Origin of the sequence: Bradyrhizobium septentrionale, assembly GCF_011516645.4 — a bacterium.
In the GTDB taxonomy this organism is placed as follows: Bacteria; Pseudomonadota; Alphaproteobacteria; order Rhizobiales; family Xanthobacteraceae; genus Bradyrhizobium; species Bradyrhizobium septentrionale.
Genome location: NZ_CP088285.1, coordinates 4329126 through 4348315 on the forward strand (window position 1 = coordinate 4329126; position 19190 = coordinate 4348315).

At 64.0% G+C, this 19190-nt stretch carries 20 protein-coding genes and 1 riboswitch; of the genes, 10 read left to right on the forward strand and 10 right to left on the reverse strand.

Annotated elements, in window-relative coordinates; genetic code table 11:
* Window positions 1-138: 138 nt before the first annotated feature.
* A complete protein-coding gene (uvrC, locus tag HAP48_RS22330; protein ID WP_166209851.1) occupies window positions 139-2226 on the reverse strand; it encodes an excinuclease ABC subunit UvrC in 2088 nt (695 codons plus the stop codon).
* Window positions 2227-2489: 263 nt separating this feature from the next.
* Between uvrC and HAP48_RS22335 the strand changes: the two genes are divergently transcribed.
* Complete coding sequence (locus HAP48_RS22335) at window positions 2490-3113, forward strand: outer membrane protein (protein WP_166209848.1); 624 nt, start codon at window positions 2490-2492, stop codon at window positions 3111-3113.
* A 269-nt stretch (window positions 3114-3382) separates the two neighbouring features.
* Here HAP48_RS22335 and HAP48_RS22340 read toward each other — a convergent pair whose 3' ends face one another.
* Together HAP48_RS22340 and HAP48_RS22345 are read right to left on the reverse strand one after the other, a co-directional pair.
* Window positions 3383-3595, reverse strand: a complete 213-nt coding sequence (locus HAP48_RS22340) for a cold-shock protein (protein ID WP_166209845.1) — start codon at window positions 3593-3595, stop codon at window positions 3383-3385.
* A 260-nt stretch (window positions 3596-3855) separates the two neighbouring features.
* Window positions 3856-4716, reverse strand: coding sequence for a 23S rRNA (adenine(2030)-N(6))-methyltransferase RlmJ (locus HAP48_RS22345; protein WP_166209842.1), 861 nt, complete (start codon window positions 4714-4716; stop codon window positions 3856-3858).
* A gap of 32 nt (window positions 4717-4748) precedes the next feature.
* Between HAP48_RS22345 and HAP48_RS22350 the strand changes: the two genes are divergently transcribed.
* Window positions 4749-4907 carry a hypothetical protein gene (locus HAP48_RS22350; RefSeq protein WP_166209839.1) on the forward strand — a complete coding sequence of 53 codons (159 nt, stop codon included), beginning with the start codon at window positions 4749-4751 and terminating at the stop codon, window positions 4905-4907.
* On the opposite strand, the gene HAP48_RS22355 is transcribed toward HAP48_RS22350, so the two are convergent.
* Both HAP48_RS22355 and HAP48_RS22360 read right to left on the reverse strand, forming a co-directional pair.
* On the reverse strand, window positions 4882-5568 hold the full coding sequence (locus tag HAP48_RS22355) for a ribonuclease T2 family protein (RefSeq protein ID WP_166209836.1): 687 nt from the start codon (window positions 5566-5568) through the stop codon (window positions 4882-4884). The two genes, HAP48_RS22350 and HAP48_RS22355, sit on opposite strands and share 26 nt — an antisense overlap.
* 113 nt (window positions 5569-5681) lie before the next feature.
* Window positions 5682-6176 carry a hypothetical protein gene (locus HAP48_RS22360; RefSeq protein WP_176399227.1) on the reverse strand — a complete coding sequence of 165 codons (495 nt, stop codon included), beginning with the start codon at window positions 6174-6176 and terminating at the stop codon, window positions 5682-5684.
* Window positions 6177-6340: 164 nt separating this feature from the next.
* Here HAP48_RS22360 and HAP48_RS22365 point away from each other — a divergent pair, with 164 nt between their 5' ends.
* From HAP48_RS22365 to HAP48_RS22380, 4 genes are all read left to right on the forward strand, one after another.
* On the forward strand, window positions 6341-6640 hold the full coding sequence (locus HAP48_RS22365) for a hypothetical protein (protein WP_166209832.1): 300 nt from the start codon (window positions 6341-6343) through the stop codon (window positions 6638-6640).
* Between the two features lie 43 nt (window positions 6641-6683).
* Window positions 6684-7214 carry a DUF3617 domain-containing protein gene (locus tag HAP48_RS22370; RefSeq protein WP_166209829.1) on the forward strand — a complete coding sequence of 177 codons (531 nt, stop codon included), beginning with the start codon at window positions 6684-6686 and terminating at the stop codon, window positions 7212-7214.
* Between the two features lie 200 nt (window positions 7215-7414).
* Window positions 7415-7564, forward strand: a complete 150-nt coding sequence (locus HAP48_RS22375; RefSeq protein WP_166209826.1) for a hypothetical protein — start codon at window positions 7415-7417, stop codon at window positions 7562-7564.
* A gap of 450 nt (window positions 7565-8014) precedes the next feature.
* Window positions 8015-10153 (forward strand): TonB-dependent siderophore receptor, encoded by a 2139-nt coding sequence (locus HAP48_RS22380; RefSeq protein ID WP_224496543.1) that lies wholly within the window; start codon window positions 8015-8017, stop codon window positions 10151-10153.
* Here HAP48_RS22380 and HAP48_RS22385 read toward each other — a convergent pair whose 3' ends face one another.
* The 3 genes from HAP48_RS22385 to HAP48_RS22395 are packed head-to-tail and all read right to left on the reverse strand — an operon-like array spanning window position 10154 to window position 12822.
* Window positions 10154-11539, reverse strand: a complete 1386-nt coding sequence (locus HAP48_RS22385; RefSeq protein ID WP_166209820.1) for an ATP-binding protein — start codon at window positions 11537-11539, stop codon at window positions 10154-10156.
* Between the two features lie 9 nt (window positions 11540-11548).
* Window positions 11549-12253 (reverse strand): response regulator, encoded by a 705-nt coding sequence (locus tag HAP48_RS22390; protein ID WP_371261187.1) that lies wholly within the window; start codon window positions 12251-12253, stop codon window positions 11549-11551.
* A gap of 20 nt (window positions 12254-12273) precedes the next feature.
* Window positions 12274-12822 carry a MarR family winged helix-turn-helix transcriptional regulator gene (locus HAP48_RS22395; RefSeq protein ID WP_420869887.1) on the reverse strand — a complete coding sequence of 183 codons (549 nt, stop codon included), beginning with the start codon at window positions 12820-12822 and terminating at the stop codon, window positions 12274-12276.
* A 331-nt stretch (window positions 12823-13153) separates the two neighbouring features.
* Here HAP48_RS22395 and HAP48_RS22400 point away from each other — a divergent pair, with 331 nt between their 5' ends.
* The 4 genes from HAP48_RS22400 to HAP48_RS22415 all read left to right on the forward strand — a co-directional run bounded on the left by HAP48_RS22400 (window position 13154) and on the right by HAP48_RS22415 (window position 16932).
* A complete protein-coding gene (locus HAP48_RS22400; protein WP_166209816.1) occupies window positions 13154-14233 on the forward strand; it encodes a branched-chain amino acid aminotransferase in 1080 nt (359 codons plus the stop codon).
* Between the two features lie 275 nt (window positions 14234-14508).
* On the forward strand, window positions 14509-16023 hold the full coding sequence (hisS, locus tag HAP48_RS22405) for a histidine--tRNA ligase (RefSeq protein WP_166209813.1): 1515 nt from the start codon (window positions 14509-14511) through the stop codon (window positions 16021-16023).
* A 124-nt stretch (window positions 16024-16147) separates the two neighbouring features.
* Complete coding sequence (locus HAP48_RS22410; protein ID WP_166209810.1) at window positions 16148-16351, forward strand: tautomerase family protein; 204 nt, start codon at window positions 16148-16150, stop codon at window positions 16349-16351.
* 170 nt (window positions 16352-16521) lie between these two features.
* Window positions 16522-16932 (forward strand): thioesterase family protein, encoded by a 411-nt coding sequence (locus HAP48_RS22415; protein WP_166209807.1) that lies wholly within the window; start codon window positions 16522-16524, stop codon window positions 16930-16932.
* A gap of 134 nt (window positions 16933-17066) precedes the next feature.
* Here the strand turns inward: HAP48_RS22415 and proC are convergent, their stop codons facing one another.
* Window positions 17067-17831 (reverse strand): pyrroline-5-carboxylate reductase, encoded by a 765-nt coding sequence (gene proC / locus HAP48_RS22420; RefSeq protein ID WP_234583981.1) that lies wholly within the window; start codon window positions 17829-17831, stop codon window positions 17067-17069.
* Between the two features lie 222 nt (window positions 17832-18053).
* On the reverse strand, window positions 18054-18554 hold the full coding sequence (locus HAP48_RS22425) for a type III secretion system chaperone family protein (RefSeq protein ID WP_029081955.1): 501 nt from the start codon (window positions 18552-18554) through the stop codon (window positions 18054-18056).
* A gap of 444 nt (window positions 18555-18998) precedes the next feature.
* Window positions 18999-19152: riboswitch (FMN riboswitch) on the forward strand.
* Window positions 19153-19190 lie beyond the last annotated feature (38 nt).

A 19190-nucleotide genomic window follows, 5' to 3' on the forward strand; every position in this document is an offset into this window, starting at 1 on the left:
CGAATCCTCATGGCACTTTAGCTCCTTGTTTATGCATGATCTCCGCGCAAACGCCTCGCGTTTGTCGCGAGGGAACATTGCCCGCATCATGCCCTAGTTGCCCCGTCGCAGGCGACGCCCTGATGACTCGTCTTTCGTTTAACCCGGCTGGGCGTGGAAAAACTCGAAAATCTTGCGGGCGCTTTCGGCGCTGACGCCGGGAACCTTGCCGAGATCGGCGATCGAGGCCCGCTCGATCTCCTTGAGCGTTCCGAAGTGGTGCAGCAAGGCGCGTTTGCGCGACGGGCCGATCCCCGGGATCTCCTGCAGACCGGCCTCGCGGATGTCCTTTTTGCGCAGCTTGCGGTGCGAGCCGATCACGAAGCGGTGGGCCTCGTCGCGCAGCCGCTGGATGAAATAGAGCACCGGGTCGCGCGGCTCCAGCTTGATGGCCTCGCGGTCCGGCATGAACAGGGTTTCGCGCCCCGCGTCGCGCTCCGGTCCCTTGGCCACCGCCATCAGCGAGACCTGGGTCAGCCCGAGGTTCTGGAAAATATCCCTGACCGCGTTGAGCTGGCCGCGGCCGCCGTCGATGATGACGAGGTCGGGCCATTGCGGGAACGAATCGTCGTCCGCCCTGGTCTTTGCGCCGTCCTTGGCGGCGGCCTCGCCCTCCGGCGGCTTCAGCAGCCGCTTGAAGCGGCGCTCCAGCACCTCGCGCATCATCCCGTAGTCGTCGCCGGGCGTCAGGCCCTCGGACTTGATGTTGAACTTGCGGTACTGGTTCTTCATGAAGCCGTCAGGCCCGGCCACGATCATTGCGCCGACCGCGTTGGTGCCCTGGATGTGGCTGTTGTCGTAGACCTCGATGCGCTTTGGCGTGTGCGGCAGGCCAAGCGTGGTGACCATGCCCTCGAGCAGCCGGCTTTGTGTCGCGGTGTCGGCGAGCTTGCGGCCGAGCGCCTCGCGCGCGTTGGTGAGCGCGTGGCCGATCAGCTCCTTCTTCTCGCCGCGCTTGGGCACGGAGACCTCGACCTTGGATCCGGCCTTGACCGACAGCGCGTCGGCGAGCAACGCGCTTTCCTCGATCTCGTGCGACAGCAGGATCAGCTTCGGCGGCGGCTTGTCGTCGTAGAATTGCGCGAGGAACGAGGACAGCACCTCCTCGGGCGTAAAACTCTTCTCGGCGCGCGGGAAATAGGCGCGGTTGCCCCAGTTCTGGCCGGTGCGGAAGAAGAACACCTCGACGCAGGAATAGCCGCCCTCCTGGTGGATCGCGAACACATCGGCCTCTTCGACCGTGCGCGGGTTGATGCCCTGCTGCGACTGAATCGCCGACAGCGCCGCGAGCCGGTCGCGATACAGTGCCGCGGTCTCGAATTCGAGCTCGCCGGAGGCCTTCTCCATCTCGGCCGCGAGCAGCTCCTTCACGGCGCGGCTGCGGCCGGAGAGGAACTCGGTCGCCTCGCGCACCAGTTCGCTGTAGCCGGGGAAATCGATCTCGCGCGTGCATGGGCCGGCACAACGCTTGATCTGATAGAGCAGGCAGGGACGGGTGCGGCTTTCGAAGAAGCCGTCGGTGCAGGAGCGGATCAGGAAGGCGCGCTGCAGCGCCGTGATGGTGCGGTTGACCGCACCGGCGTTGGCGAACGGGCCGAAATAGCGTCCGGGCCGCGACTGTGCGCCGCGATGCTTGAGGATCTGCGGCGCCCAATGGTCGCCTGATATCAGGATATAGGGAAACGACTTGTCGTCGCGCAGCTGCACATTGAAGCGCGGGCGAAGCTGCTTGATCAGATTGGCTTCGAGCAGCAGTGCCTCGGTCTCGGTCGTGGTCGAGACGATCTCGACATGCGTGGTCGCTGCGATCATGCGCAGGATGCGCGCCGGCAACGGCGCGTTGGCCCGCGCATAGGACGACAGCCGCTTTTTGACGTTCTTCGCCTTGCCGACATAGAGCACGTCGTTGGCGGCATTGAGCATGCGGTAGACGCCTGGCGAGGTCGGGGCGAGGCGAACCGCGTTCTCGATCGCGGCATGCCCGACCGAGAGCGTGCCCTCGGCAACCGCCTCGGTGGCGTCGTCCGAAGCGTCCGGCAGACGCGCCTCATCCTCCTCCTCGGCTGCGGAGGTTTCGGGATCGACGTCGCTCGTGTCGAGCGTCAGATCGTCCTGCGGCAGATCGGACTTTGAACCGCGCCGTGGCTTCGGGGCCGGCGTCGGACGTTCGGGAGAATCGTGAACCATGGGCCGTAAATTAAGCGCTCGGGCGACCGCTCGCCAGCGTTGGCGGCGCCGGAAAAACAAGCCCGATTGCAGGAGGTTACCGACCCCGCGGGCCGATCCGGGCGGGTGGGTAACACATTGTTAAGATTGATGAGCGGGCCGGTAACCGGGCTTAACAGCCCTTTAACTTAAAACTCTCGATAAACCTTAGCGAAAAAAGTGGAATTCCGTAACCACGCTGGCCTTGGCCGGCGGGCTGCGGCAGTTGCGTGGTGGAGAGTACAATGACCCGGTTGGTTGCGCGTGCGCTGGCACTGATCGTCGCAGGCTGGACGACCTCGGCGGCGTCGGCCGACCTCAACTACGGATCGCCCTACACCGTCCATCAGCCGCTCAACGCCTATAGCTGGGCCGGCCCCTACCTCGGCGGCAACATCGGCTATGGCTGGGGTTCGGTCGAGAACAACCCGACCAAGCCGTCCGGCTTCGCCGGCGGCGTGCAGGCCGGCTACAATTTCCAGAACGGCACCCCCTGGGTGTTCGGTATCGAAGCCGATATCCAGGGCTCCGCTGCGGACGATCGGTTCGCGCCCTGGAAGTTCTCCAATCCGTGGTTCGGCACGGTGCGCGGCCGTGCCGGCTATGCGGTCAACAACGTGCTGTTCTACGCAACCGGCGGTCTCGCCTTCGGCGAGCTGCGCGGCGAAACCTTCGGCATTTCGGAGACGCATACCAATGCGGGCTTCACCGTCGGCGCCGGCGCCGAAATGGGCTTTGCGCCGAACTGGAGCGCCAAGATCGAGTATCTCTACGTCGACCTCGCCAACAGCAACTTCACGATCACCGGCGGCGCGTCGAACGGCTACAGCTTCAGCCTGGTTCGCGCCGGCATCAACTATCACTTCTGAGAACAAGAAAACGTCAACCATCAACTCCCGGCCGCGCCTCGCGCGGTCGGGTTTTTCTTTGTGCCGATGGCGTGGACATCATGCGCAGCTACACGCACGCCGCGTTCGCGAAGCCAATCGCGCCGCACGTGTCGGTTATGCGGGCACCGCCAGTCGCGTCCGCATCATGCAGGTGGTCACGCAGCGAGCGCGAGCCCCGCGCCCGGCAGTCAACTCACACGCAACGCTTCATTTGGCGTTCATCACGAGCCGCGCGCCGCAAGCGCTCCTCATGAAACCACCAGGTTGACCGCCTTCGGGCCCTTGCCCTTCTTGTCCGGTTCAACCTCGAACGTAATGCGCTGTCCTTCAGTCAGGTCCTTCAATCCTGCACGCTCAACAGCTGTGATGTGAACGAACACATCGCGGCCGCCATCGTCAGGTTTGATGAAGCCGTAGCCACGCTCTCCGTTGAAGAACTTGACTATCCCAGTCATGGCCATCGGGAAAACTCCTCCCCCGTATTGCTCCACCGCTACGCGCACGCCGCGTAGCGGTTGACCGACATTCGCTTGTCGGAAGCTTGGCCACCTGAACAGGCCGGTGTCACGCCGCCGGTCTGCCTGGATTTATTTCGGCCTTGTCACTCCGCCGCAACCATTCGCGGAAGCGGAACGTAAAGCCAGTCGTAACAGGATGAGCATAATACGGTTCCGCGCGCGTTGCCTACGATCAATTCGAACTTTTCAGTGGGTGCTGCGGATTAAGCCTTGAGCGTCTCGAGTCTGAAGCGGCCAGCGCCGCCTTGACCAAGCGGCTTCTCGAGTTCGGGCAGGATGATCTTCAGCTCACCTGCCAACGTCCACGGCGGATTCACCATCAAAAGGCCGGTGGATACGAGGCCGCCGTCGGTTTCTTGCGGTGCCACACTGAATTCCAAACGCAAGCATTTGCCGGCAGGCCGGCTTGTTGCTGCCGCTGCTGCGACACTGTGCGCGAGCTCGTCGGTGGCCCTCCGGGATTTTACGGGGTACCACAAAAGATACGCGCCGGTCGGCCATTTCGCGAACGCTTCAGTGAAAGCACGGGCCAGTCGTTCGAACTCATCCTTTGCCTCGAACGGTGGATCGATCAGCACCAGACCGCGCCGCTCGTTCGGCGGCACGAATGCGGGCAGCGCCGTCCAACCATCGAGATCAACGACGCGCGCCTGCGCATCACGCCGCAACGCATCGATCAGTTGCTTGCGCGCCGTCGGTTCGATCTCGCAGGCGGTGAGGCGGTCTTGCGGCCGCAGCAGCGCACGCGCGATCAGCGGCGAACCGGGATACGCTTTCAGTTCGCCTCTCGAATTGAATGCCCTGACGATGTCGAGATACGGCGCGATCAGCGGCAGTGCCTTGTCGGAGAGTCGCGCCTGCATCAGCCGCGCGATGCCGGTGAGCCATTCGCCGCTGCGCTGCGCTTCGCTCGATGTCAGGTCATAGAGCCCGGCGCCGGCATGGGTGTCGATGACGCGGAGCGGCGCCTGCTTTTCCTGCAGATAGGTCAGCATGCGCACCAGCACGATGTGCTTGATGACATCGGCAAAGCTGCCGGCGTGAAAGGCGTGACGGTAGTTCATGGGATGATTGTGCCGCGCTCCAGAGGGAGCGCATGTTGTACTTCGTCATGCCCGGGCTTGTCCCGGGCATCTACGCCTTATCTCGCTTGTTTCATGACAGCGTCGATGGCCAGGACATGCTGCGCGACGACGTGCGGCGCGCGCCCGCCCTGAACGCGGAGGGCTCTAGCCGCCGCGAACCGGCGGCATAAGCACCTGATCACGGCGACAGGCACGGCGGTCGGTTTCCTCGCAGGAACGGAATTGCAGGTCCTTGCTGAGGCAGATCCGCACCTCGCTGAGCCGCCTGCTGTCGCAGGTCACCGCGATCGCCGAACTGCTGAGTCCGGGATTGACCTTGATGAACGCCGCCTCCAGCTCGTCGGGCGCGATCGTCTTCGGCTCCGACAATTGCAGGAATTCCTCGGGGATCTTCACCGCGGCGCGGGCCTTGCGGATGGCTTCGAAATAGGCGCGCTCGCCGAGGCCGGAGCAGGTGCCGTGCTTGTCCCACTCGTTGTAGATCAGCCCGGGCGCCGGCATCAGGTCGAGCATCGAGGTCATGATGTTGCGGGCGAGCCGCGGCGAGGGCCGCTGGCAGTATTCCGGAAAGCCCCGCTCATATTGCGGCCACAGGCCGTGCACCACGAAGGAATACGGCCGCCCGCTGCACTGGGCCTGCGTGCCGCGGCCGTTGTTGCCGCGCTCGCTCGCCGCCTCGCAGAACGAAGGCGACCACGACAGCGACAATACGTAGAAATCGAACTCGCCCGGCGCATTCTGGCGGCGATCCTGGGCCGAGGCCCCCACCGCACCGCATATAATAAAGGCAATCGAAATCAGAAATCGGGAAATTGTGACCAACCGCGGCATCAAACGCCCCCTCACTCGACCGCCCGGAGCCTAGCAGGCCGCGGGAACATTTCAAGAACAAAAGCCGCCGTCTGAATGGCGGCGGCTTCTGCTGTCAGCAATCTGGTCGGAGATCAGGGCCGGGCGGCCTTGCAGGCCGGGTTGTAGGCCCAGTTGCGATCGAGGCCGGTCACGCACCATTCGACGCCCGGGCTGAGGCTGAGGGCGTCGCTGACACCGGCAAAACCGCCGTCCTCGATGATCGAATAGTGTACGCCGCGCACCTTGCCGTCGCTCAACATCACGTCGCCCGAGCAATAGCGGCGCGGAATATTGTCGGCCTGCCAGGGGCGGAAGGCGGTTTCGTGGATCCGGTTGAAGCCGGTGATCACGAGCGGTGAATTCCAGAAAGTGGCTTCCTTTTCCTGGAATTGCTCGCTGATGACCCTCAGCGCCCTCTCGCAGGGCGCCACATTGCCGTCATAGCGCGGGCCGGACAGCCAGAAATTCAGCTCGAACGGATTGGCGGCCTCGGCCGTACCCCCGAAAGCCAGCAGGCCGACCACGAGTGCGGCGCCGAGGCCAAGCTTGTGGCCGAGTTTAGTGCGGGAGTTGAACAGGTTGCGCATGGGAATCCACCCGATGATCCGATGCGCGGACGGTGCCGCGAAGCCCCGGCAAGGTCAAGTGCAGCGCGGCAACACCTGCGGAGAAGTCCACTTCTAGCCGCCGGCTCGTTCTTTTCACGGTGGCCGGCGCACTCTATGTTGTTTCAAGCGAAATGGAGTCTGCGATGCGAAGGAAATTGGCCGCGTGCCTGGTTGCCGTTTGCGGGATGCTGGCCGTCGTACCGGCGCGAGCCGATTGGATGCAGCCGGTGCCGCCATTCAAGGGCAATGATACCGGCGGTATTATCGCCTATACGCTGGCAGCCCAGACCGACGCCCGGCAGCTCGCCGTCGATCACTGCGCCTCCTACGGCAAGGTGGTGAAGTTCCTTGCGGTGCAGCGCTATCCGAGCGGCTATATCTCCTTCGCCTGCCGCTGGGTGCCCTACGGCTCGGCCCAGAGGCCGGTGCGCACGCTCTACTGAGCGCGCGGCAAATCCTCCGATCGTTCAGCCGGGAGCTCACCGCATGACCCGACAGCTTGCCTTGCTTGGTTCGGCTGTTTGCCTTGTCCTGTCCGCCGGCGCCGCAAGTGCCGTCGACCTGCCGACCCGCAAGCCCGGCCTGTGGGAGATGAAAATGCTGCGTACCGGCGGGCCGATGCCGGAAATCACCATGCAGCACTGCACCGACGAGACCACCGACAAGGAAATGAGCGCGGCGGCCTCGCCGATGGCCAAGGAAGTCTGCTCCAAGCAGGACATCCAGAAGACTGCGACCGGCTATGTCAGCGATTCCGTCTGCAGCGTCGCCGGCATGACGGTACAGAGCCATGCCGAGATCGTCGGCGATTTCAATTCCGCCTACACGGTCAAGAGCACCTCACATTCCGAGGGCGGCGCGGCCGGCGCGCGCGACACCACCATGACCATCGAGGCGAAATGGCTTGGCGCCTGCAAGGCCGACCAGAAGCCCGGTGACATCATCATGCCCGGCGGCATGAAGATGAACGTCAAGGACATGGAAAAGCTGAAGGGCCTGCTGCCCAAGCAGAAGTAGGGCGCAGCGCATTCGGTTGACGCTGCGCGCCTGAATGTATGGCCCCTCATGTTGAGGGGCCATGAACGTTTTGCACCTCCGTCATTGCAAGAGGCTCGCGACAAAATTGCCAAGCAATTTTGCGCTGAAGCAACGACTTGTCCGCCGAAGCTCGGTGAAGGCGAACGAGATCCAATTCGCAGCTTGCTTGTCAAGGAGCGATGGCTGCTTCGCGCAGCCTAACATCGAGCGCACGTTCGCTCGACCCGTTGGATGCGATGACATGGATAGCGCGCATCACTTGCGAGGTGCTGGCTTTGATCGCGCGCGAAAATGCCAAGGGTATTGCAGGACAAAATCAACATCATTGAACGATCACTGCGTGCCTCGCGCTCGAGCAATCTGAGAAAGCGAAGACGCGCACGAATTCTTCGCGCTGCAAGTGTGCTGCGACAGCATGTCATTTTTGAATCGCTCCAGTGTTGCGCATCTTGAATCGTTCCAGTGTTTCGCATCGTGTGCGCTTCAATGGATTCTATTTTGCGCGTGTGGAATTTCGCTCAACCCGCCGATAGAAGTCCGCCCCAATCGATGCCCGCTGAGTTGCGAGCACGCGGCTCGATCACGATCAGCTGGGGCAGTGTGGGGACTGTTTGGTGGGAATGGCTTCGTCGCTGAGCAAGCGCGGCTTGCTCGGATCAACGGCTGCGATCAATGCGGCGTTTCTCGGTTCGGTGTTGCTTTTGCCAGTGGGGGCAAACGTCGTCAGCGCTCAGGCGCAAACCAGTGCTCCGCCGAACAATGTAAGCGTGCTCCCTCCGGTGACGGTGGATCAACCTGATGCGGCAAGGAAACGCAGCGCCGTCGCTTCAAGTCAGCGCGCCAGGACTTCGCGAACGGCCGCGGCGAACCAGCGCCGCGCTACGGCGCCCGTTCAGAGCCAGGCGCCCCGGTCGCAAGGCACAGGCGGCACGATCGGTACGACGACCGGTTATGTCGCGACCAACAGCACCGCCGGCACCAAGACCAACACGCCGCTGCTCGAGACGCCGCAATCGCTCTCCGTCGTGACGCAGAAGGAGCTCAGGGATCGCAACGTTCAGACACTCAAGGACGCCGTCAACTACACGCCCGGCGTCACGACCACGGCATTCGGCTATGATCCGCGGTTCGATAGTTTCTACATCCGTGGCTTCGATGCGACCTACACCGGGATCTATCGGGACGGCCTGCGCCAAGGCGGCGGCAATTTCGCCATTCCGAAGATCGAACCCTACGGTCTCGACAGCGTATCGATCCTGCGAGGGCCGGCCTCGGGCCTTTACGGCCTTGGCTCTCCGGGCGGCATCGTGGATGTCACCACGAAGCGGCCGACGTTGACGCCGTTCGGCGAGGTGCAGTTGCAGGCCGGCAATTATGACCGTTACCAGGGCAGTTTCGATATTGGTGGCCCGGTGCCCGGCAGCGATCAACTGTACTACCGGCTGACCGGTTTGCTCCGCGATGCGAAGACCTGGTATCCCGGCAACGACGACGATCGCGCCTACATCGCGCCTGCTTTGACCTGGCGGCCGGACGCCGATACGTCCTTCACCATCCTGAGCGAATATCAGACCAGCCGCACCGCCGCGAGCATCGGCAACTTCCGCACGGCTGACGGACAATTGACCAACATCTACTCGAATGATCCGGCCTTCAGCGCCATGGACCAGAAGCAGTATCGGATCGGTTACGCGTTCGAGCACAACGTCGACGACGTGTGGACGGTGCGGCAGAATTTCCGCTTCTATCAGGTCGACGTGGACGCGAAATACACCCAGATCGATTCCATCGACTATGGCACCAATCTGGCGTCGCGCTCCGCCTGGCGGATACTGGATAGTTTCAACACCGTGACGCTCGACAACCAGGCCGAGGCCAAGTTCATGCTCGGCGCGATCAGGAACACGGCGCTGTTCGGCGTTGACTACGGCCACTCCTACTACAACGACAAGATCGGCTATGGCGCCGCTCCCGATCTCAATCTGCTGACCATGAACTACGGCGCCCAGGCCATCGCGACGCCGGCATTCTCGATCTTCAACAAGCAGTCGACCGACGAGGTCGGCGTCTACGCTCAGGAACAGGCCAGGCTCGGAGGCTTCGTTCTGACGCTCAATGGCCGCCAGAGCTGGGTCTCGCAGACGACGACCGCGGGTCTCGACGGCGTGCCGTCAACGCAGAAGGCGACCGCTTTTACCGGCCGCGCGGGTCTCAGCTACGTCTTTGACAATGGCCTTGCACCCTATGTCAGCTACGCGACGGCATTCAGCCCGCAGGTCGGCGTCGACGCATCGGGATTGCCGTTCAAGCCGACCACCGGCGCGCAGACGGAAGCGGGCATCAAGTACCAGATGCCGCACGTTCCGGTGCTGTTGACCGCCGCGGTGTTCGACATCACGCAGGACAATGTGCTGCGCACCGATCCCAACAACATGGCATTCCAGGCGGCAACCGGTCAGGTCGAATCGAAGGGCGTCGAGCTCGAGGCGAAGCTCGCGCTCAAGCAGGGATTCGATCTCACCGCCGCCTACACCCATCTCAACGTGGTGATCACGCAGGGCAATCCCGATACGACCGGCAATGAGCTCTCCGGCATTCCGCGGAATTCCTTCGCCGCCTTTGGCAAATACACGTTCCAGTCCGGCGTCCCCGTCGAAGGGCTCGGGCTTGGCCTGGGTGTCCGTTACATCGGGACCAACTTCGGCAACGACCAGAACACGTTCCAGAATGCGGCGACAACGTTGTTCGATGCCGTGATCGATTACGATCTCGGCAAACTGGACCGGCGCTTGCTTGGAGCCACGATGCGGCTGAACGCGACCAACCTGTTCGACAAGCACGATCAGACCTGCCAGTCCGGCTATTGTTATGCCGGCGAACGGCGTCAGGTCATCGGCATCTTGTCGTATCGCTGGTAGCTACACGGGCACCCGTACTGCCGCCCGCAAGCCGCCCATCGGGCTCTCGCTGAGCATGATGTCGCCGCCATGCGAGCGGGCGATGTCGCGGGCGATCGCAAGGCCAAGCCCGCTGCCGCCTTCGTCCTGGTTGCGGGCATCGTCGAGCCGCAGGAACGGCTTGAACACTTCCTCGCGCATCGCGGCGGGGATGCCGGGCCCGTCGTCGTCGATCGTGACGTTGAGATAGCGATGGTCGCGATTACCGGTGATCGAGATCGTGTTGGCGTGTCGCGCCGCGTTGGAAACGAGGTTGGCGAGGCAGCGCTTGAATGAGGCCGGCTTCACCGTCACGACCGGCAGGCCGCGGAATGCCACCGTCGCGGTGTGGCCGTGGCGCTCGGCGTCGCTGCGCAATTCCTCCAGCGCCATCGCCATGTCGGTCGGCTGCGCCACCTCGCCGGAATCGCCGCGCGCGAAGGCGAGATAATCCTCCAGCATCATCGACATCTCGTCGACGTCCTTGCGCATCGCGTCGATCTCGGGACCTTCGCCGATCAGGGCGAGCTCGAGCTTGAAGCGGGTCAGGATGGTGCGCAGATCATGCGAGACGCCGGCGAGCATGGCGGTGCGCTGCTCGATCGAGCGCTCGACGCGTGCCTTCATCTCGATGAACGCCTGTGCCGCGCGCCGCACCTCGCGCGCGCCGCGCGGCCGGAAGTTCGGCACCTCGCGGCCCTTGCCGAAACTTTCGGCGGCGTCGGCAAGCCGCAGGATCGGCTTGATCTGGTTGCGCAGGAACAGCACGGCGACGATCAACAGGATAGTCGAGGTGCCGAGCATCCAGAAGATGAAGATCTCCGAATTGGAGGCGTAGGCCGCGCTGCGCTGGGCGAAGATCCGCATCACCGAATCGTCGAGCTGCACGCGGATCTCGACCAGGTTGGATTTGCCGACAGTGTCGATCCAGAACGGACGGCTGATCTGGCGGCCGAGCTGCACCGACAGCGTCTGGTCGAGCAGCGAGAAGAACGGCTTCGGTCCCGGCGGCGGCATGTCGCCGGTGGGGAGGAAGTCGACCACCAGCTGCAGCTTCTGGGCGATGCGGCGCAGCTGCGCGCGATCCTTGTCCTGCGGATAGGTCTTGTAGACGTCGATCAGCGCGGCGATGTCAGATACCACCGCGGCCGACAGCCGCCGCGTCACCGTGTTCCAGTGCCGCTCCATGAACACGAACGCCACCACGGTCTGCAGGATCACCATCGGCACGATCATGATCAGCAGCGCGCGGGCGTAGAGGCCGGTCGGCATCCAGCTCTTGAACGCATTGCCCATCCAGCCGTTCGCCTTCGAGACGCGCTGCGAGGCGTTCTTGATCAGGGTCAGGCCGGTGTCGAGCGTGCTCATGGCTGCATCTTATGGCGAAGCCACCAGGCGATAGCCGATGCCGCGCACCGCCTGCAGGAACAGCGGATTGGCGGGATCGTGCTCGATCTTGCGGCGCAGGCGGTTGATCTGCACGTCGACCGCGCGCTCATTGACGGTGCCGCCAGAGGTCAGTTCGGCGCGCGGCACGGTCTCGCCGGGCGCGCTCGCGAGGATGCGCAGCATCTCGCGCTCGCGATCGGTGAGATGGATGATCTCCTCGCCCTGGCGCAGCTCGCTGCGCTCGATGTGGAAGATGTAGGGGCCGAACGCGATCTGCTCGACGGTTACGACCTGCGGCGGCGCGGTGCGCTTGAGGATATTGCCGATGCGCAGCACGAGCTCGCGCGGCTCGAACGGCTTGGCGACATAATCGTCGGCGCCGATCTGCAGGCCCTCGATGCGGGCTTCCGCCTCGTGGCGGGCGGTCAGCATGATGATCGGCACCGTCGAGGAGCTGCGGATGAAGCGGGCGAGATCGAAGCCGTTTTCGCCCGGCATCATCACGTCGAGGATCAGCAGGTCGAAATGCAGCCCGAGCAGCTTGGCGCGGGCGTCGGTGGCGCTCATCGCCGTCGTGACGCGATAGCCCTCACCGGACAGAAAGCGCGACAACAGGTCGCGAATACGCCGGTCGTCGTCGACCAATAGCAGATGCGGTGCGTCGTCGGCCGGCTCGGCCGGTGTCCGCAGCATGGTTGCAGCCTGCACCAGGTTCACTCCCTCGTTTTCTTGCCGACGCCGAAGATCGCTTCGAGCACCTTGTCGGGATCATCGCGGTCGATCATCGCGCGGAGGAACTGGCGAACTGTCTCCACACCGGCCGGATCGATCCCGGCGATTGCGCGGTTGATGCGGTCGGTCTGCAGCCCCGCGAGCTTGCCGACCAGCGCCTCGCCCTTCGGCGTGGCGTAGAGCAGGCGCTGCCGGCGGTCATTGTTGCCGGTCTTCTGCACGATGTAGCCCTCGTCCAGGAGCTGCTTGAGCACGCGCCCGAGCGACTGCTTGGTGATGCGCAGGACGTCGAGCAGGTCGGCGACCTTCAGGCCGGGATATCGGGTGACAAAGTGGATGACGCGGTGGTGGGCGCGGCCGAAGCCGAATGCCTCCAGCTCCTGGTCGGCGTCGCCGACAAAGTCGCGGTAGGCGAAGAACAAGAGCTCGATGATGTCCCAGCGCAGGTCGCGGCCGCCCGCCGCAAGAGCGTGGTCATCTCCCTGCGAATCGGGCTTGGCAGCCATGCCTGAGAAATTTATGTCAGTCATATTGACGTATCTTGGGTTCAATGTTACAAAACTGCCTATCACGACGAAACATTAGGTCGTTTTGTCTTCGACAGCGTTTGAGGCGGCCTGAAAGAGCCTGTGAGGCGGCTTGGGCCGCAAATTGGACTACCGTGCGATTGTCGAGCGGCATTTCGGCAAACATACTGGACTTCAGCATTCCGCAAAAGCATGTCTAAACGGCATGTTGGCGCAGGCAACCGGCCGCACGGCCGGCGGTGGTGAAGTTTGGGCCAAGCCGAGCCGGGAGGCTTCGGGGGAAACGGGCCGGCGCCGGACATTGCGCCGGTTCCGACAGCGGAAAGCAAGAAAAATGACTTTGAACTTCGACATCCAGCCTTCGCCGAATGCGACGCCCGACAAGGAGCGCGCGACGAGGCTCGTGGACCCGGGTTTTGGGCGGGTCTTTACCGATCACATGGCGATCGTCCGCTACAGCCAGGGCAAGGGCTGGCACAGCGCGCGCATCGAGGCACGCGCGAATTTCCCGCTCGATCCGGCCGGCGCGGTGCTGCACTACGCCCAGGAGATTTTCGAAGGTCTCAAGGCCTACAAGCGCGACGATGGCGGCGTGAACCTGTTCCGTCCCGACGCCAATGCCCGGCGCTTCCATAATTCGGCCGAGCGCATGGCGATGGCGCCGCTGCCCGAGGACGTGTTCATCGACGCGGTCGAGCAGCTGGTGCGGATCGATCGCGCCTGGATCCCGGGCGGCGAGGGCAGTCTCTATTTGCGGCCCTTCATGATCGCGAGCGAGGTCTTCCTCGGAGTGAAGCCGTCGGCGGAATATATCTTCTCGGTGATCGCTTCGCCGGTCGGCTCCTACTTCAAGGGCGGTCCGGCGCCGGTGTCGATCTGGGTGTCGGAGAATTACACGCGCGCCGCGATCGGCGGCACCGGCGCGGTCAAGTGCGGCGGCAACTACGCCGCGAGCCTGCGCGCGCAGGCCGAGGCGATCGATCGTGGCTGCGATCAGGTCGTGTTCCTCGATGCGGTCGAGCGCCGCTACATCGAGGAGCTCGGCGGCATGAACGTCTTCTTCGCGTTCGAGGACGGTTCGCTGCTGACGCCGCCGCTCGGCACGATCCTGCCCGGCATTACCCGCGACTCGATCATCGCGCTCGCCAAGGATGCCGGCACCCGGGTGCGCGAGGAGCCCTATACGATCCAGCAATGGCGCACTGACGCCGCGAGCGGCAAGCTGAAGGAAGCGTTCGCCTGCGGCACCGCGGCCGTGATCTCGCCGATCGGCAAGGTGTGCTCGGCAAGCGGCGACTTCCAGATCAGCGGCGGCGCGGCCGGCCCGGTCGCGATGGGCCTGCGCAAGAAGCTGGTCGACATCCAGTACGGTCGCACCAACGACCCGCATAACTGGATCAGAAACGTCCAGTAATTGGTGCCTTGGCGTAACGCAGGCACCCTCTCTCACTCTCTCGCCCCGCTCACGCGGGGTCGAGACGAGCGAAGCTCGCTCTTAGAGGGTGGGGTGAGGGGCTTTTCCAACATAGGGACTCGCTGAAAATCCCCCTCACCCGGAACGCATCCGACGATGCGTTCCGACCTCTCCCCGCAAGCGGGGCGAGGTAAGAGGCGCCGGACGCTTGCCGACCGTGGCCTCGGCTGGTAACCCGGCGCAAAGTCAATACTGACTTGCAGCCGACATCAGACATGGCCGAGAAACCCAAAAAACCCCAGAAACTGAAGGCGCGCCTGCCGCGCGGGCTGGAAGATCGTGGCCCGGCCGCGATCAACGCCACGCGGGCGATGGTCGAGAAGATTCGCGCCGTCTACGAGCTCTACGGCTTCGAGCCGGTGGAGACGCCGGCGATGGAATATACCGACGCGCTCGGCAAGTTCCTGCCCGACCAGGACCGTCCCAACGAGGGCGTGTTCTCGTTCCAGGACGATGACGAGCAGTGGATCTCGCTGCGCTATGACCTGACCGCGCCGCTGGCGCGTTATGTCGCGGAAAACTTCGACGCGCTGCCAAAGCCGTACCGCTCTTATCGTTTCGGCTACGTCTTCCGCAACGAGAAGCCCGGTCCCGGCCGCTTCCGCCAGTTCATGCAGTTCGATGCCGACACGGTCGGCTCGGCGACGCCGGCGGCCGACGCCGAGATTTGCATGATGGCGGCCGACACGATGGAAGCGCTCGGCATTCCGCGCGGCTCCTATGTCGTGAAGGTGAACAACCGCAAGGTGCTCGACGGCGTGCTCGAGGCGATTGGCCTCGGCGGCGACGAGAATGCGGGTCGCAGACTCACGGTGCTGCGTGCGATCGACAAGCTCGACAAATTTCCGGCCGACGAGGTTCGCAAGCTGCTTGGTCCCGGGCGATGGGATGGCGGCGAAGAGGGCAAGGGCGACTTTACCAAGGGCGCCGACCTGAGCCCGGCAGATGCCGATATCGTCCTCGCCGTCACGCAGAAGCGCGACGATTGGAAAGACGCCATCGCTGCGGCAGAGAATTATCTGGCGAAGAGTGAAGTTGGTCAGGCCGGCGTGAGCGAGCTTGAAGAGATCGCCAAGCTGGTTGCGGCGTCCGGCTACGGCGCGGATCGCATCCGCATCGATCCCACCGTTGTTCGCGGCCTCGAATACTACACCGGCCCGGTCTACGAGGTTGAACTGCTGCTCGACACCAAGGACGAGAAGGGCCGCCCGGTGCGGTTCGGCTCGGTCGGCGGCGGTGGCCGCTACGATGGCCTGGTCTCGCGCTTTCGCGGCGAGCCGGTGCCGGCGACCGGCTTCTCGATCGGCGTGTCTCGGCTGCAGGCCGCGCTCACGATGCTCGGCCAGCTCGACACGCAGGCCGGGTTCGGCCCCGTCGTCGTCACCGTGTTCGACCGCGACCGCGTCGCCGACTACCAGAAGATGGTCGCCGAGCTGCGCCAGGCCGGCATCCGCGCCGAGCTCTATCTCGGCAATCCGAAGAACATGGGCAACCAGCTCAAATATGCCGACCGCCGCAACTCGCCTTGCGTGATCATCCAGGGCTCCGACGAGAAGGCGCGCGGCGAGGTGCAGATCAAGGATCTGATCGAGGGCGCCAAGGCCGCGGCCGCGATCGCCTCCAACCAGGAATGGCGCGAAACACGTCCCGCGCAGTTCTCCTGCGCAGAGACCGATCTGGTCGCCAAGGTCCGCGAGGTCCTGGCCCGGCATGACGTGACGTGGGGCTGAGCTGGGGATAGCTGGATTGTCATGCGCGGGCTTGACCCGCGCATCCATCTTCAAAAGGATGGCGCGCCCGGCCAAGCCCGGTCAGCTGAAGTTGCGCGTCAACAATAACAGGGGAGTTCTTCCAATGCCTGAGATCACCGTGAGCATGGCCGCCGGCCGCACCGACGAGCAGAAGCTCGGCATGATGCGCGACATCACCCAAGCGTTGGTGAAGAATCTCGGCGTCGACCCCGATGCGGTCGTGATCCAGATCAATGAAGCGCCGCTGCATCACAAGATGAAGGGCGGCAAGTCCTTCGTCGAGCGCGCTGCCGCGGCGAAGAAATAGCCCTATCTCTCCACGGGTCGTCCCTGCCTTGTGCGCAATTGCGCACGCAGGGACTCATAACCACTAATGCCAGTCGTTGCGCTCGCTGGGGCCCCAGCCTTCGCAACCACCAGCTTCGGTGGTTATGGGTCCCGGCTCAAGGCCGGGACGACAGTCTTTTTGAGGCGCCAATGGACGCACGCGACTTCATCAAGATCGGCATGAGCGCCGAGCGCACGCTCGTGGTGCCGCCGGAGCGCACGGTCGGGCATTTTGTGCCGGGCATGCCGATGGTCTATGCGACGCCGATGATGATCCTCGAAATGGAGATGGCCTCGGGCGACGCCATCCGCGGTGCGCTGCAGCCCGGCTGGGTCACGGTCGGCACCGAGGTCGACATCCGCCATCTCGCGGCGGCGCTGGTCGGCGCCACGGTGCGAACCACCGCGAAGGTGATCGCGGTCGAGCGCCGCGTGATCCGTTTCGAGGTCGAGGCCTTTGAAGGCCCGCGCAAGCTCGGCGAAGGCCGCCACGCCCGCGGCCTGATCAATGTCGAGAGCTTTAATAAACGGCTGGCCGGGACCTCGGGCCAGGCGCAATAGGCAGGCCAAGGCGCTGTGCGGTCCGCACGACCAACTCGTCATGCGCGGGCTTGACCCGCGGATCCATCAAGAAAGACGGCGTTCTCCACGTGAGATGGATTGCCGGGTCAAGCCCGGCAATGATGGTGGATGCTTTACTTCGCCAATTCCTTCGAGCGCCGGGTTGCGGCGGCGATGGCGCGGGTCATCAGCGGCTGCATGCCGTTATTCGCCATCAGCACCTCGAGCGCAGCAGCCGTGGTGCCGCCGGGCGAGGTGACGTTCTGCCGCAAGGTCGCCAACGGCAGATCCGAACGATGCAGCAGCTCGCCGGAGCCGGCGACGGTCGCCCGCGCCAGCGTGGTCGCAAGCTGCTCGGGCAGGCCGGCCGCGACGCCGGCGCGGGCCAGTTCCTCGGCGAGCAGGAAGACATAGGCCGGACCGGAGCCGGAGACCGCGGTCACCGCGTCCATCAGGCTCTCATCGTCGACCCATTCGACGAGCCCGGTTGCCTTCAGCAGCGCATCGGTCATGGCGCGCTGCGCGGCGGTGACGCGCTTTGACGGCACCGCGACCGTGATGCCGCGGCCGATCGCTGCCGGCGTGTTCGGCATCGCGCGCACCACCGCGCCGCCAACAACTTCTTCCAGTGCTGACATGGTCGTGCCGGCCATGATCGAGACCACCAGCGTCGAGGGGCCGACGAATCCCTTCAGCGCGGCGCCCGCGTCGCGGAACGATTGCGGCTTCACCGCGACGACGAGCGTATCGACCGTGCCGAGATCCTTTGCCTGCGGATTGAGCCGCACGCCCTTTACGGCGAGCGCGGAGATCTCGGGCGAGAGATACGGATCGATCACCGCGACCTGCTCGGGCGCGAGGCCCTGTGCGAGCCAGCCGGTCAGCATCGCGCCGCCCATCTTGCCCGCGCCCGCAAGCGCGATGGTGCCGGTGGTATTTTTAAGTGCGCTGCTCGTGTTCACAGGTGTCACCGCTCGTCGTCCCGGCGAAGGCCGGGACCCATAACCACAGGTGGTTCTAGTAAAGCGAAGCGGGAGCCACAAGCAGTTTGCTCAGCCACTGGGGCCGCGGAGTATGGGTCCCGGCTCAAGGCCGGGACGACACTGAGCATGCGGACGCCCTTACGCCTCGCCCTCGGTATCGAACATCGCGGCGGCCATCGCCTCGGCGGTCGACTTGCCGGCCCACACCACGAACTGGAACGCCGGGTAGTAGCGCTCGCAGGCGTGGATCGCGTTGACCACCATACTCTCGCATTGTGCGGTCGAGGCGGTGAGGCCGCCGGGCAGCACCAGCGCCTGACGGTGCATGACCATGCCGGTGTGGGTCCACAGGTCGAAATGCCCGACCCATAATTGTTCGTTGATCGCGGCAACCAGCCGCTGCACTTCGGCGCGCCGCGCCTGCGGCATCTTCATGTCGAAGGCGCAGGCGAGATGCAGCGCTTCGATCTCGCCCATCCAGGTGAAGGAGAGCTGATAATCGATCCAGTCTCCCTTGGAGACGATCGTCACCTCGTCTTCGCCGGAACGCTCGAACGCCCAGTTGTTGTCGGTGGCGATATCTTCGACCACCGCAAGCGGGTTGTTCCGGGAATCGATAATGCTTTCGAGGAGGGACATGCCGTCTCGGACCTTGTTCTTATGATCGCTTGATACGCACACGGAAGCCGGCACCTGCGACATACTGCGTCGTGGCCGAGTGCAGTTCCCTGACCGGGCTTCCGGATGCTCCTGGACCTGACGCCGATGAAGTGATGTGATTTGCGGAATCCGCGCAACCGCACGCCGAGTCCGTCCACAGCCAAAGCGCGCATCGTCCACAGCTGATCTCCGCCACACTTGTGATTTTGCGAACAAATCGGAATCTTGGTGCGCGCGTAACGATTTGTTAACCATTTGCAAGCGCTTCGCCGCGCGCGTGAATCAGCCTGCGGGCCCTCGCACCCTCCCTGCAAGAGCCGCGGCGCGCTCATGGGGACATGCCGATTCCCCATGCCAAAGGACCTTGCCCGGCTGTCGCGGTTTGGTCATATTTCGTCTCAGGCACGTCCATCCCGGGCGTGCCGATGTTCTCAGGGCGGGGTGAAAATCCCCACCGGCGGTAAGGGTGATGAGCCCAAGCCCGCGAGCGCCTTCTTCCGCGAAGCCGGGAGAAGGGTCAGCAGATTCGGTGCAATTCCGAAGCCGACGGTTACAGTCCGGATGAAAGAGAACGGTTGCGGCAGTCAACGCGATTTTCGCGTGGGCTCGTGTCGT